Consider the following 14,526-nt stretch of genomic DNA (forward strand, 5'->3'; position numbering starts at 1 on the left):
GATTAGCATGCAATATAGTATTGCAATTCAATCATTTAATATTAAGATTTCACTCTTTTTTGTTTTAACCAATAGGCTAAACTTAAACATGAAATCCAGAGTGGAATCAGCAAAACTGCAATACGCATATCGGGCGTCATCCACATAATACAAAGAATACCGAGCATAAAAATAACGCAGATATAATTACTCAGAGGGTACATGAGGCTTGGAAAAAGCGTCATTTTTTGTAATTGAATCATGCGCTTTTTAAATTTCAAATGAGTCAGTGATAACACCATCCAATTGATCACAATGGCAGAAACGACAAGGCTCATGAGCAATTTGAAAGCTTTGTCTGGAAATAAATAATTTAATAATACACAAATTGCAGTAACCAATGCTGAGACTAAAATAGCCGTATAAGGAATACCACGCTTATTGATTTTACTTAAAAATTTTGGCGCATTGCCTTGCTCTGAAAGTCCGAGCAACATGCGACTTGTGCCATAACTCGTACCGTTATAAACAGAAATTGCTGCAGTGAGTACTACAAAATTGAGTACAGTTGCTACGCCTTGGCTGCCCAAAGAATCAAAAATTAAGACAAAGGGGCTACCGCCTTCAGCAATTTGGTTCCATGGAAACAGTGACAATAATATAAAAATAGTCAAAATATAAAATAGCAAAACACGGTAAACAATTTGATTAACAGCTTTAGGAATGGTTTGCGTTGGATTTTTGGTTTCTGCTGCAGCAATACCAACCAATTCAATGCCACCAAAAGAGAACATGATAATTGCCATTGCCATGACTAAGCCTGATAAGCCATGAGGGAAAAAGCCACCCAAAGCCCACAAATTACTCACAGAAGCTGTTTCTCCTGCATGACCACTTGCGAGTAAGTATGCGCCAAAACCAATCATACCGATAATGGCTAAAATTTTGATGATGGAAAAGGCAAATTCCATTTCCCCAAAGACTTTTACATGCATCAAGTTAATGATATTGATAAAAATAAAAAAGCCTAAGGCAGAAACCCATGTTGGAATTTCAGGCCACCAATACTGTACATATAAACCAATTGCACTCAGTTCAGCCATACACACCAAAACATTGAGTACCCAATAATTCCAACCTGACATAAAGCCTGCAAATGGGCTCCAAAATTTATAGGCGAAATAACTAAAAGAACCACTCACAGGTTCTTCTACGACCATTTCACCCAATTGACGCATCATGAAAAAGGCAATAAGACCTGCAATGGCATAACCTAGAATTACAGATGGGCCAGCAAGTTTAATGGTTTGTGAAATACCGAGAAAGAGCCCAGTACCAATAGAACCACCTAAGGCAATCAGCTGAATATGTCGATTGCTTAGCCCGTGTTTAAGTTGGCTTTGCTGTTGAGTAGACATCAATAATCCATGTATTTTGCAAAAAGATAAAAAGGTGTAAATGTACTTGTCGTTGGCATTAGTCGAATTACAATAAAACGGCAAAATTTAAACGCTATAACTATAATTATTTTTTATGGAATAATGAAATTTTATTTATGAATAAAAAATGACTGTTTGTATTTTGAGCGCAATATGCGGTTTAAAACTGCATTAGAAATAAACATTCATTTACCGTGGGTAAATTTGTCTTTTACTCGTGTGCCGATTAACATAATGGCTTAGAAAAAATAAAGCATGGCACATGAGATTGACCGTTTGGTATACCCTCCGTAAATTTGTTTATGACAATCTACATGATGAAGAAAATGAAACGCTATTTAGTCGTTGTATCAACTATGCGTTGATTGGTTTGATCATTGGTAATGTCATTGCGGTCTTACTTGAGTCAGTTAATCAAATTTATAAAGATTATCAATGGTATTTTGATATTTTTGAAAATATTTCTATCCTGATTTTTACAGTGGAATATATCTTACGTTTTTGGAGTGTGGTCGAGAAAGATCCATTCGATTCGGAATGGCATCAACGCTGGAAATATATCACGAGTGGAGCCGCGATTATTGATTTACTGGCTATTTTACCCGCATATATCAATTTCTTTGTACAAATAGATTTACGATTCTTAAGAACACTGCGTCTATTACGCTTGTTAAAGCTCACTCGTTATTTTGTGTCCCTACAAATTTTGTTGCGTGTCATTGAGCGTGAAAAAGGTTCATTTCAAGCGGTTATTTTTATTCTTGGTATTATGATTGTGATGGCGGCAGCAGGTATTTACGTGGTTGAAAGTCGGGCACAACCTGAAGTTTTTAGCTCGATTCCTGCGTCTATGTGGTGGGCTGTGGTGACATTGACCACAGTTGGATATGGCGATGTGACACCCATTACACCTGCGGGGCGATTTTTAGGTGCGCTAATTACTATTCTTGGGGTTGGTTTAGCCGCTTTACCTGCAGGTATTCTGGCAAGTGGTTTAGCGAGTGAGTTAGAGCAACGTAAACAACAATTGGAAATACGCTTTCGTGATTTATTATTAAATTGTGAAATCGATATTATTGATGATTCACAAAAGATTGATCAAATTCGTAAAGATGTTGGCCTATCTGTTGATCAGACTAAAGAAATTGTTTTACAACTGATCAATGAACGTAAAGAAAAAGAACTTTTAAAGGAGAAAAGCAAATTTTGTTTTTGTCCTAATTGTGGTTATAAATTACCTGATTAGCTTTTGTAAAATAATGAAAGCATTAATTCTATATTGGTATTTGTTTAAGCCAATAATTAATCAAAAAAGGTTTTATTGATTTTATGAAGTGAAATTTTTAAATGTATGGCAAGAAATTTCGCCAAATAAGCACATTATTGGGAAAAATTAATAAATTGAACAAGGTGATGATTTAAATGAAATTTTTTTAGATGCAATATTTTGATGGTTGAGTTCTCTTTATGAATCTTTAAAAAGTATTGTAGATATCAATGTTTTTATCTTTAAAGAAAATCGCTGTCATATCTAATTCTTGATTCAAAATATTTTCATATATTATTGTTTTGACTTTTAGATAAAAATTATTCATGTATTTTATGAAATTGTTGAAAAATGTTCACCTGTAATTTTGTTCATTAAATTCATGTCATACTGAATATTATTTACTTTGTTGTTTAGTTAATTGGATCTCACTGAAGACTTAGTTCGATAATTCACTTGAAATATTTTACTTCATCGAGACATTCAAAGTATTGCTTTGAATTTTTACTCAGATAAAGCTTTGCTTTATGGACTCCCTCGCTCATGCTAGAAATTCGTCACCTTAAAACCTTAACTGCCTTACGTGAGCATGGCTCACTTGTTGCTGCTGCCAATGATCTATGCTTAACGCCATCAGCAATTTCTCATCAACTCAAAGAGTTAGATCATTGGTATGGAGTAGAGGTGGTCAATCGCCGTTCACGTCCTGTAACATTTTCCAATGTTGGACAACGTTTATTGAAACTTGCTGATGATGTTTTGCCACAAATTCATATTACACAATCAGATATTACTCGGATTGTGCATGGGCAAACGGGACGTATTATTTTTTCATCAGAATGTCATAGTTGTTTTGATTGGTTGATGCCATTGTTGAATCAATATCGCCATCAATATCCTGATGTAGATCTCGATTTTGCTTCAGGTTTTGAGGCAAACCCGCATGAATTATTACAAAACGGTGAGTTTGATTTACTCATTACCGCAGATCCTATTGCCTTAAAAGGTATTGAATATTTTCCAATTTTTGAATATGAATCACGTTTGGTTTTGTCAAATACCCATCCTTTGGTACGTGCTGAACAAATTACCGTACAAGAACTTGCAGAAGAAACCCTCATTACATATCCTGTCGATAAACATCGTCTAGATATTATGGCGAAACTTTTTCTTCCTGCGAACATTCAACCGAAACATATTCGTACAACCGATTTGACGCAAATGCTGATTCAATTGGTTGCAAGTGGGCGAGGAATTGCTGCATTGCCTGATTGGGTAGTTAATGAATATGAGCAGAAGGGGTGGGTAACATCACGACGTTTGCACTGCGTTGGAAAAACAGGATTACGCCGTACTTTGTATGCAGGTTATCGTATTGAAGAGATGGAAAAGAGCTATTTTGAAGGATTTTTAAAACAACTAGATAAATTTGCACAAAAACGTCATCAATATTACAGTGCTTAAATATTCAATAAAAAGCCTTTTCCTTTAAAACGGAGAGGGCTTTTTATTATGAATTTGTTTTTGTTTAAAATAACTATTTTAAAAAATTTAATAATATTTGACTAGATTTAGAGTTGTAGTATTAAGAATGACTTTACCTGCGATATTTGGGTTATTTAATCTCTAACCGTGATAATAGTTAAAAAGTGGATATACTTTAAACAATAACCATTTTAAAATATCACATGAAATCGAACTCATTTTTAGATTTTAATTTTAAATCGATCAGATGTATTTAGGATGATCTATGTCTACGCAACCAAGCTCGCAACAATTAATGACCGTGATTCAAACCCAAACTGCCATTGCTAAATTGGGTTTAGACCTTAATGCGGTAATGACACTTGTTGCTGAGCAAGTTCAAGATATGACACAAGCCAAAGGTGCGATTGTTGAGCTTGCTGAAGATGGTGATATGGTTTATCGAGCAGTGTCGAATGGTGCAGATCAGTTTTTGGGCTTACGTTTAGGCATGCATAATAGTCTGTCAGGGTTGTGCATTGAACAAAATAAAACGCTGTATTGTCAGGACAGTGAACATGATGTTCGCGTAGACCGTGAAGCATGTCGCCGTGTCGGGTTACGTTCCATGGCAGTTGTACCTTTGATTCATGCAGGCGAACCTATCGGCGTATTGAAAATCTATTCAGAACGGGTTGATGCTTTTCAAGAAAGTGATATGAATTTATTAGGGCTTATGTCTGAATTGATTGCAGCAGCCATGTATCACGCTACTCGTTTTGGTGAGCAAGAACTTTATAAACTTGCGACACAAGATCATTTAACAGGGCTTGCCAATCGTGCATTATTCCTAGATTGCTTGCGACAAGGAGTTGAGAAAGCGAAACAAGCAGGTAAAGTTTTGGGCATTTTAATGATTGATATGGATGGGTTAAAACCAATTAATGATCAATATGGACATCGGCTTGGCGATGAGGCTCTCAAAGAAATTGCCCGTAGAATTGTCAATAATACTCGTCAAAATGACTTGGTTGCCCGTCTAGGCGGAGATGAGTTTGCTGTGATTTTAAGTTCAGTTGCCGATCAAGAATTAGCAACATCTGTGATGAATCGGGTTGCACAAGTATGTGGCTTACCCTTTGTGTTTGAAAATATTAAATTAACCATTGGTGCGAGTGTTGGCTTGGCATTTTACCCTGTGGATGCAGCTGAACTTAACCAACTGATTGAATGTGCAGATCAAAAAATGTATGCGCACAAACGACAAAAAAAATCTTTGAGTTTAAGTATTTAAGTTTAGGGATGTATTATTCCTTTCTTTCTCTTAAGAAAGTCATGGCACAAAATTTTCAACCAAGAAAAATTTAAAATTACAGTGCTTTTTTCATATATAGTGTAAAAATCATGTGAAAAGATTGTGTAAATGTTCGGTCGCTCTAAGGATATATGGATTATTTTTGCAGGCTTTATTGCTGCAATGCATATTGGAAAATTACCGCCAGTTGTACCTGTTTTACAACAAGAATTACAGATTAGCTTTTTTCAAGCAGGTTTACTGTTGTCCTTGGTACAAGGTGCAGGCATGTGTTTTGCCTTACTTTTTGGTAGTTATGTAGAAAAATTGGGGTTACGCCGTTGTATTGTTACAGGATTAATGCTGCTGACGAGTGCAAGTATTTTGGGCAGTATAAGCCAAAGCGTAAGTGCATTACTTTTCTTAAGAGTTATTGAGGGTTTTGGGTTTCTATTAGTGACGACAAGTGCGCCTGCATTGATCCGTCAAATTACATTACCTGAGCAAATTAATAAAAAAATGGGGCTCTGGAGTGCCTATATGGGCGGTGGTATGGGAATCGCTTTATTGTGTACGCCCTATTTATTATTGTTTATGGGATGGCAGGTGGGTATGGTTGTTCTTTGCAATGCTGTCCGGACTGATTGCATTCATTATTTATATTCAAATTCCTGAAACGCCTCGACATAGACAAACTGTAGATATTCAAAAACTCATTGCTATGACCTTAAAACATTCTCCTGCATGGTTGTTAGCACTGATGTTTGGTACTTATGCAGGACAGTGGTTGGGTTTGGTCGGATTTTTACCGACTATTTATCAACAGAATCAAATTTCATTACAAATGGCAGGTGTGCTGACGGCTGTTGTTGCCATGAGTAATGCTGTAGGCACTGCGTGGTGTGGCGTTTTACTACAACGAGGTATACAGGCAAAATTGTTGATGCAATTTGCTTATGTGGTCTTGATGGTCTGTGCGATTGCTTTTTATTGCTTTAAGCAATTTTTACCTTTTATCGTACAATATGTTTTAGTGTTGAGCTTTTCGTTATTCGGAGGCTATATTGCTGCGATTATTTTCTCTCAGGCAATTCATTTTGCAGCTAAGCCAATTGCAATTAGTACGACAATTGGTTTAGTTTTACAGTTTTCATCTATTTCTCAGTTCATTTTACCCCCTGTCATTGCATTCATTGTTTCAATTTCCGCAGACTCTTGGTTTTGGGTTGGAATCTTAATGGCGACACTATCTGGTTTCGGTATGATTTTATGTCAAAGACTATTTCATCCCAAAACGCTAAATCTTCAACGTGATGCAATTGTTGAGTAAAATTACTGAATTAGTATATAAATACAATGAGTCAAGAAAGGCTGGGGCACTAAGACTAGATTCTTAATATAGAGGTTAAGCTAGATCTATTAAGATTGTCCAATCAATAAAGAGAGTAATCCTGCTGCAATGAGTGGACCAACAGGCACGCCACGTAACAACGCAACGCCTGCAACTGTACCAATCAATAAGCCTGCGACTACATTAGGCTGATTACTCATCAATTTAACACCACGTCCACCAAGCCATGCCACTAAAAGTCCAATGGCAATCGCAAGTAATGACTTCCAACTTAAAAAGGATTTGAGAATTTCCTCTCCTGGAATTTTACCACTTGCAATAGGTGTGAGTACGCCAATGGTTAAAATAATAATACCGACTTCAAGTCCATGTGTTTGTAGTAATGGGAAAAATTGACTCAGTGGTGTGATTCTGAAGACAATCAGCACACCTGCGGCAATGGTGACAGCCGTATTGTGACTGAAAATTCCACAGCCAAGCAGCACCAATAAAACAATTAAATTTAAATCGAGATGGGACATATCAACTTCGATAACAAGGACAGCATATTATTGTAACGCTTTTTACTCGCTAGATTGAATTTGAGTTGAGTAAAATGATTAAGACTCAGCATAAAGATTGAAGTTAAGTTGCTAGGGATAGAGGTGTTCAATACTGCGTATAAGATTCTACACGAGGTCATGCCCTAGATCGGGTACACTACGCAGATTCAGAATGTATAGATTCAAAGGATTATGCCGTGTTACTCGAAAAAATGTTGCAATCACAGGGTTTTGGCTCTCGTAAACACTGTCAGCAATTGATTAAAAACGGTGCTGTGACTATCCATGGTGAGGTGATCAGTAATCCTAAGTTTAAACTGGATTTAAATGAATTGACTTATTCGGTCTATGGTCAGACGTGGCAATATCGTGAAAAGGTTTATATTGCGCTAAATAAACCACAAGGTTATGAATGTTCACACCAGTCGACGCATCATTTTAGTGTATTTGATTTATTTGATGATGTATTACTTAACCGAGGTTTACAGTGTGTGGGGCGACTTGACCAAGACACTACAGGTTTATTAATTTTGACTGATGATGGCCAATTTTTACAAGCTTTAACCCATCCTAAAAAGCATGTGCCTAAAGTCTATCAAATGCAAACAGCTGATCTCATAAACACAGAACAGATGGCTCAACTTGAAAGTGGGGTTGAGTTACGCAATGAAAAAGGTATTTTTGCTGCAACAGATGTTAAAGCATTGGCAGAAAGTAAATTACAAATGACTGTACATCAAGGGGTTTATCATCAAGTGAAGCGTATGCTTGCTGCTGTAGGCAATAAAGTTGAAAGCTTACATCGTGCACAAATTGGTCAACTTAGACTTTCACAATTGGCAGAAGGTGAATGGATATATTTAACGGAAGCACAAATACTCGCAGCTAAAAACACACTTGAGACATTGGTAGACATTTAGTCGTTTATTTTAGGAAGCAGTGATAGGTCTGAAACTCACTGTCTCTAACAAATCCCATCTGTTCATATAATTGGTGGGATTGATGGTTATTTTTTTGTGTTTCAAGGCTAATGCGCATAGCATTTTGTTGTTGTGCAAATAAAATCGCAGTATCAATTAATTGTTTTGCAGAGCCTTGTCGGCGATATATAGGTGTTACGTAAACATCATCTAAAATATAATACGTTGAACAAGCAACTGAAGAAAATCCAAGATATAACAGCACAAAACCTGTAAAGGTTTCATCTTTTACATGAATAAAAATGACACTTTGTTGATTATCAAAACGTTGTTTTAGAAATTGATGAGATTGTTTAATATTGGATGACGAACCATAAAATTGACGGTATTCATCGAAAAGAACAGCGAGTTGATTTAAATCTTCTTGAACAGCACGACGAACAATCATTTAGATGCTCCTTGCAGTTAATTTTAAACTCTGCATTGAGCATAACCAAAAGTGAACGCTAGAAATTTAAAAAATTGTTTAAAAATGCAACACTGTTAAGTTTTGTCGCTTTCATTCAAAATTGCATTCAACTCTGCAAAAATATCATCATCAATTGTAGTGTCATCCATTGTTTCTGATGAAAGGGCAGTGGATTGTTCAAGCTTTATTTTTTTTAATTTAAGTAATTGTTCCATATTGATACTTTGATTTTCAATTGCAAATGGAATCGATTTTGTCAGTACGACTTGTTTGAAAAACAATCTGACTGCTTGAGCAGGTGTAATTCCCAACTGCTTAAAAACAGCAAAAGCCTGTTTTTTTTCTTGTGAATCAAGTCGTACTTGGTAGACTTCAGTTTTTCTCATAATTACAGCCAAACAGATTTAAATTCTCAGCCTATTTTAATCAAATTTGCTGTAATTTCAATCGAAAATAGATAAAAAGTATACTTACTGTCATTACAATGGAATCACAATGTCAATTCTTTATTGGAGTGGAAGTGCATAGGTTGTTGTGTGATTGGATCTAAAAAGTATATTTCTTTAGCAAGCAGTTGTAGCGGCGCACTAAAATCGGCTGCATCTTTATGAATGACTTCAGGGTAAAACGGGTCATTCTGAATCGGAATATTCAAGGAATTGAGATGGACTCTGAGTTGATGTTGTTTACCTGTGATCGGTTTAAGTTGATATTTTGCCCAAGATTGATTGTGTTCAAGTAGATTAATTTCAGTGCTTGAATTTACCTGACCGCTAACAATTTTCATCGTATAAAAAGGTTCGCCTTTTTCCATACGTAATTCAACAGTTTGAGGGAACATTAATTCAGCATAATAAGGTGCAATTGCATGATAAATTTTTTGCACTTTTTTTTCTGCAAATAATTGTTGATAGATACCACGGCTACTTGGCTTTTTAGAAAATAAAACCACACCTGCTGTTTCTCGATCGAGTCGATGAATGGGGGTTAAGTCAGGGTTATTGATGGTTTTTTTAAGTCGAACCAATAGTGTTTCCTGAACATATTGCCCCGTTGGACTTATAGTTAAAAAGTGAGGTTTATCAACCACCAATAAGTCCTCATTTTCAAATAGAATTTTCTCTTGAAAGGGCACAAAAATTTCATGTGCTAAAAAGCGATAATAATAAATATGGGTATTGGCTTGAAAGGCACTCTCTAATGTTAAAACATTGCCTTTTAAGTCAAAAATTAGTTGATCATTGAAGCGTTGTTGCCACTCAGTGACTGTAATATGTGGAAATTGTTCACACAGATAGTTAAAAATAGTATTGAAATATTGTGTAGTTTCAGCCAAAAAAACTTTAGATGCAGTGACACCATTCAGCATTGGGGGAGTAAAATCGATGGTTTCTTGCACAGTTTAATGTTCCAAAGATTGAGCAGTTGGATGAAATTTTGGCGTAAAGCCATGACGAAAGGCATTCACTAGAGAAATAGGGGTAAGTACTTTAACCATCGTAGTTGAATCAAATTCAATTGTTGTTTGATAGCCTGTAAATGACCATGTTTGATAAAGTTGATTAGCGACAATCATCACTGCTTGGTCATGCCATTCAAAACAAGTGCCAATCGGAAGTTCTGCCAAAGTTGTTTGAAATGTCACTTTTTCGTGTGCAGAATTTATGCGTTCAAGGTGAAGCTGTTGATCGATGTCTGAAAGCTTAAATTTTTGACCTGAGGCATTGGCATTGACCCAAGCTATTTTAAATTGATTACTACGTTCACGTTGACATTCTGCACATGGGCGATGTCCTGCTGAAAAAGCAGTCGCTTCATCTAAAAAGAAGAGTTCTGAATAGCGTCCTTCACTGAAAATTTTTCGTGTATTACCTTTAAAAGACAATACACAGCTAATCCAAGCCTTGAGCTTCCAAGGGCGAACAATTTGCTGAGATTTATTGTGTAATACGCCTCGATTTCCCATTCGTGTTGCTGTTTTTACAGGATTTTGGTTGAGCCTTGACCACGGATCTACTCTGTTTTGTAAAGTCATGATCAATCCTAAAAGTTGTAAAGAAAACACGAGTTATAATGCGCATTTTACCACGAATAGCATAGTGAGTTATTCATACAGCTATACGCAATAAGAAACATTATCTTAGGCATTATCTTGGGTATTTGGCATGTGTAATGCTATCATATTGCCGAGTTCAAATCATGTTGTTAGTACAATGCAATATTCATGTAAATTAAGTCTAAGCAATGAGCAAGATACACAAAAAATGGCGGCTATATTGGCGCAGTCCATTGCAAAGGGCGTGATTTATCTTATCGGTGATTTAGGTGCAGGAAAAACCACACTGACCCGTTATTGGTTGCAAGGACTTGGGCACAAAGGTACAGTAAAAAGTCCTACCTATACCTTGGTTGAGCCTTACAATATTGAGGGTACAGACGTTTTCCATTTCGATTTATATCGTTTAAATGATCCTTATGAAATGGAATTGATGGGCATCCGTGATTATTTGGATGTGCCAAATGCTTTATTTTTATTTGAATGGCCGTCTAAAGGTGGCGATGAAATTCCGCAAGCAGACCATATTATTGAAATCCTAAAAACAGAGGATGAAATGGGGCGTGAAGTTCAAATAAGCAGTATTTCTGAAGATTTAATCAGTGCCTTAAAGGTACTTTAAACGTCTATTAAAAATCTCAGTGAATAAAGTATTCTGCTTTTTAAAAGAGATGATCGTTTACTTATTATGCCGTCCATTCGAAATTGAGGTTAATGCATGCAGCGTGAAGAAATCAGTGTCAGACGAATTCATACGCTCAATGCAGCACTTGCGAACCAAATTGCTGCAGGTGAGGTGATTGAGCGTCCGTCATCCGTGGTGAAAGAATTACTTGAAAATTCGATTGATGCGGGTGCAACAGAACTGATTATTCGGATTGCACAGGGTGGCAGTACGCTGATTGAAATCATTGACAATGGTCGTGGTATTCATGCTGAAGATTTAGCGTTGTCCGTGACTCGGCACGCAACGAGTAAAATTCAAACGGCAAATGATTTACACGCCATTATGAGTTTAGGCTTTCGTGGTGAGGCATTGGCATCGATTGCTGCGGTTTCACGTTTGACTTTAACGAGTAGTCAAGATGATTCAGGTGTAGGTTATCAGTTAGAAGTAAATGGTACAGCTTTTGATGGGCAGGATATTCAAGCAGTAGCGACACAGCAGGGTACGCATATCCGCATTCAAGATTTATTTTTTAATGTGCCTGCTCGTCGTAAATTCTTAAAAAAACCCACCACAGAATTTGGTCATATCGAAGAAATTGTGCGTCGTATGGCATTGACACACTTTGATATTCGCTTTGTTTTGGAACATAACGATAGTATTCGCCTTAATTTACCCATTGCAGACAGTGGTGAATTACGTTTTCAACGTGTTCAACAATTGCTTGGGCGAGCATTTACTGAAAATGCATATTGGATTGATGCTGATAGTATTAGTATGCGTTTGTCAGGGTGGCTAGGGCATCCTTCTGATGCACGCTCGCAGGCAGATTTACAATATGTGTATGTCAATGGACGCATCGTAAAAGATAAAACCATTTCACATGCTTTACGTATGGCGTATGACGGTATTTTGCATGGACATCAACATGCAGCATATCTGTTATTTTTAGAAGTTGAACCTGAAAATATTGATGTCAATGTGCATCCAACAAAACATGAAATTCGTTTTTTAAATCAACGTGAAGTACATGAGTTTGTACGCCATTTTGCCAAAAATACGTTGTCTCAATTTCAAACAGCAACGGCTGATTTGTCAAGTGCAATGAAACAGTCTGAAGATGCTTCTGTGCATTGGCAGCCACAGCCACGAATTCAAGAACAATTTGCCTTGCATCGCAATGTGGAATCACAAAATACAGTTAATATACAAGATATAAATAGCCTAAGTAGCACTAACGGTCATGCTTGGCAAGCAGATTCTTCTGAGTCAGCAGAGCGTCAAGCGGCATTTCAAGATGGACTCACTGAATTTCGTACGAATGTACCCATGTATACAGGTGTGCAACCAGTATCGTATGCATCTCAATCAGATTCACGAGCAAATTATCAAGGTTCTCAACAACTTAATAATGCACTTAAAAGTTATTTAGCTCCTTTGAGAGAACAATCGAGTTATTCGTCTGAAAATTCTAGTGAAGATTCACCAACGCAATTAAAGCAAAATCGTGTGGATGAGTTTCCGCTTGGGATTGCAATTGCGCAATTACATGGCATTTATATTTTAGCGCAGAATACAGAAGGGCTAATCATTGTCGATATGCATGCTGCACATGAGCGAATTTTGCTACAGCAAATGAAAATGGCATGGGATAAACCTGATTTTTGGATATCACAACAATTACTCATTCCTAAAGTCATCAGTATTACGCGCATGCAAGCGACTCGTATCGATGAATTAAAGCCACAATTAGAACGGCTTGGACTCGATATCGACCAATATGGCGATGAACAAGTCATTGTTCGAGGTGTACCTGCCATTTTGCATAAAGCAGATTTTGGCTCGCTCGTGCCTGAGTTACTGAATGATCTTGACCCCAATGATGAAGCACAGGCATTGCAACAAAAACGTGATCATTTACTTGCAGGCATGGCATGCCATGGTGCAGTGAGGGCACACCGAATGCTGAGTCTATCTGAAATGAATGCTTTACTGCGTCAGATGGAACAAACTGAATTTGCGAGTCAATGCAATCATGGTCGTCCGACATGGAGAGCTTTTCCATTGTCACAGCTTGATAAATTATTTGCTCGAGGAGAGTAGTTTTACATGTCAAATCAATTGCCCGTCATCAATTTAATGGGACCGACAGCCAGCGGTAAAACGGCTTTGGCTTGCGAACTGTATGAGCGTGGTAATTATGAGTTGATCTCTGTCGATTCAGCGCTTGTTTATCAAGATATGGATATTGGCACCGCAAAGCCAAGCAAAGAAGAACAGGCGCTTTATCCGCATCATCTAATCGATATTATTACGCCACTTGAAGTGTATTCGGCTGCAGAATTTGTGGAAGATGCATGTAAATTAATTGATGAAATTCATGGCCGTGGTAAAACACCGATTTTAGTTGGTGGCACAATGCTGTATTTTAAAGCACTGCTTGAGGGACTTTCGAGTAATTTGCCGAGTGCGGATTATCAAATTCGTGATGAGATTGTAGCAAAAGCAGATCGAGAGGGTTGGCAAGCGATTTATGAAGAGTTAAAAAGCGTTGATCCTTTGGCAGGTGAAAAATTTAAAGTCAGCGATAAGCAACGTATCATTCGTGCTTTAGAAGTTTTTAAAATTACAGGGCAGCCAATTACAAAATTACAATCAGAGCAACCTCGAAATGTACCCTACAGATACAGTTTTCATAATTACGCGCTATTGCCAGATCGCTTAGAATTACATTGTCGTATTGAGCTTCGACTGAAAAACATGTGGGAAATCGGATTTTTAAATGAAGTTGAAGAACTTATGATAAAATACGATCTAAATGAAAATCTTCCTTCAGCTCGATCAGTTGGTTACAGGCAAGCAATCGATTTTTTACTAAAGAGTGACAGGAGTCACAAAAGTAAGTTGGAGATGGAAGACAAATCATTGTTTGCGACACGACAATTGGCTAAACGTCAATACACATGGTTACGTTCTTTGCAAGAAGCACACCAATTTATAACTTTTTCAACAACAAGGCAGGCTCAAGAAGACTTGCGAAACTTACATAGATAAAGCAAAATTTACACACTGTCTTTT

The 14,526-nt window shown here is 37.0% G+C and carries 15 protein-coding genes; 9 read left to right on the forward strand and 6 right to left on the reverse strand.

All coding sequences use genetic code 11. The features are described from left to right. Positions 1 to 41 precede the first annotated feature (41 nt). A complete protein-coding gene (locus tag ACK2M2_RS08240) occupies positions 42 to 1,397 on the reverse strand; it encodes an amino acid permease (RefSeq protein WP_409511391.1) in 1,356 nt (451 codons plus the stop codon). A gap of 283 nt (positions 1,398 to 1,680) precedes the next feature. Here ACK2M2_RS08240 and ACK2M2_RS08245 point away from each other — a divergent pair, with 283 nt between their 5' ends. The 5 genes from ACK2M2_RS08245 to ACK2M2_RS08265 all read left to right on the forward strand — a co-directional run bounded on the left by ACK2M2_RS08245 (position 1,681) and on the right by ACK2M2_RS08265 (position 6,773). After that, complete coding sequence (locus tag ACK2M2_RS08245) at positions 1,681 to 2,664, forward strand: ion transporter (protein ID WP_409511390.1); 984 nt, start codon at positions 1,681 to 1,683, stop codon at positions 2,662 to 2,664. A gap of 564 nt (positions 2,665 to 3,228) precedes the next feature. Then, positions 3,229 to 4,149: a LysR family transcriptional regulator gene (locus ACK2M2_RS08250; RefSeq protein WP_409511389.1), complete on the forward strand. Its 921-nt coding sequence runs from the start codon at positions 3,229 to 3,231 to the stop codon at positions 4,147 to 4,149. Between the two features lie 286 nt (positions 4,150 to 4,435). Then, on the forward strand, positions 4,436 to 5,443 hold the full coding sequence (locus tag ACK2M2_RS08255) for a diguanylate cyclase domain-containing protein (RefSeq protein ID WP_409511388.1): 1,008 nt from the start codon (positions 4,436 to 4,438) through the stop codon (positions 5,441 to 5,443). A 129-nt stretch (positions 5,444 to 5,572) separates the two neighbouring features. Continuing rightward, positions 5,573 to 6,118: an MFS transporter gene (locus ACK2M2_RS08260; RefSeq protein WP_419347409.1), complete on the forward strand. Its 546-nt coding sequence runs from the start codon at positions 5,573 to 5,575 to the stop codon at positions 6,116 to 6,118. Further along, positions 6,072 to 6,773 carry an MFS transporter gene (locus ACK2M2_RS08265; protein WP_419347411.1) on the forward strand — a complete coding sequence of 234 codons (702 nt, stop codon included), beginning with the start codon at positions 6,072 to 6,074 and terminating at the stop codon, positions 6,771 to 6,773. Before ACK2M2_RS08260 ends, ACK2M2_RS08265 begins: the two co-directional genes overlap by 47 nt. A gap of 89 nt (positions 6,774 to 6,862) precedes the next feature. On the opposite strand, the gene ACK2M2_RS08270 is transcribed toward ACK2M2_RS08265, so the two are convergent. Beyond that, positions 6,863 to 7,315, reverse strand: coding sequence for a DUF441 domain-containing protein (locus tag ACK2M2_RS08270; RefSeq protein WP_409511386.1), 453 nt, complete (start codon positions 7,313 to 7,315; stop codon positions 6,863 to 6,865). A 218-nt stretch (positions 7,316 to 7,533) separates the two neighbouring features. Here ACK2M2_RS08270 and ACK2M2_RS08275 point away from each other — a divergent pair, with 218 nt between their 5' ends. Continuing rightward, positions 7,534 to 8,256, forward strand: coding sequence for a pseudouridine synthase (locus ACK2M2_RS08275; protein ID WP_419347414.1), 723 nt, complete (start codon positions 7,534 to 7,536; stop codon positions 8,254 to 8,256). Between the two features lie 4 nt (positions 8,257 to 8,260). Here the strand turns inward: ACK2M2_RS08275 and ACK2M2_RS08280 are convergent, their stop codons facing one another. The 4 genes from ACK2M2_RS08280 to ACK2M2_RS08295 form a co-directional block, all read right to left on the reverse strand. Beyond that, on the reverse strand, positions 8,261 to 8,704 hold the full coding sequence (locus ACK2M2_RS08280; RefSeq protein ID WP_409511384.1) for a GNAT family N-acetyltransferase: 444 nt from the start codon (positions 8,702 to 8,704) through the stop codon (positions 8,261 to 8,263). A gap of 95 nt (positions 8,705 to 8,799) precedes the next feature. Beyond that, a complete protein-coding gene (locus ACK2M2_RS08285; protein WP_409511383.1) occupies positions 8,800 to 9,111 on the reverse strand; it encodes a type II toxin-antitoxin system RelB/DinJ family antitoxin in 312 nt (103 codons plus the stop codon). Positions 9,112 to 9,215: 104 nt separating this feature from the next. Then, positions 9,216 to 10,094 (reverse strand): RluA family pseudouridine synthase, encoded by an 879-nt coding sequence (locus tag ACK2M2_RS08290; RefSeq protein ID WP_409511467.1) that lies wholly within the window; start codon positions 10,092 to 10,094, stop codon positions 9,216 to 9,218. Positions 10,095 to 10,127: 33 nt separating this feature from the next. Continuing rightward, positions 10,128 to 10,760, reverse strand: coding sequence for a hypothetical protein (locus tag ACK2M2_RS08295; RefSeq protein WP_409511382.1), 633 nt, complete (start codon positions 10,758 to 10,760; stop codon positions 10,128 to 10,130). A 178-nt stretch (positions 10,761 to 10,938) separates the two neighbouring features. Here ACK2M2_RS08295 and tsaE point away from each other — a divergent pair, with 178 nt between their 5' ends. The 3 genes from tsaE (at position 10,939) to miaA (ending at position 14,502) form a co-directional block, all read left to right on the forward strand. Beyond that, positions 10,939 to 11,403, forward strand: a complete 465-nt coding sequence (gene tsaE / locus ACK2M2_RS08300) for a tRNA (adenosine(37)-N6)-threonylcarbamoyltransferase complex ATPase subunit type 1 TsaE (RefSeq protein WP_419347504.1) — start codon at positions 10,939 to 10,941, stop codon at positions 11,401 to 11,403. Between the two features lie 96 nt (positions 11,404 to 11,499). Next, a complete protein-coding gene (gene mutL / locus ACK2M2_RS08305; RefSeq protein ID WP_419347419.1) occupies positions 11,500 to 13,551 on the forward strand; it encodes a DNA mismatch repair endonuclease MutL in 2,052 nt (683 codons plus the stop codon). 6 nt (positions 13,552 to 13,557) lie between these two features. After that, complete coding sequence (gene miaA / locus ACK2M2_RS08310; RefSeq protein WP_419347422.1) at positions 13,558 to 14,502, forward strand: tRNA (adenosine(37)-N6)-dimethylallyltransferase MiaA; 945 nt, start codon at positions 13,558 to 13,560, stop codon at positions 14,500 to 14,502. Positions 14,503 to 14,526 lie beyond the last annotated feature (24 nt).

This window comes from Acinetobacter sp. TY1 (genome assembly GCF_048551395.1).
Classification (GTDB): domain Bacteria; phylum Pseudomonadota; class Gammaproteobacteria; order Pseudomonadales; family Moraxellaceae; genus Acinetobacter.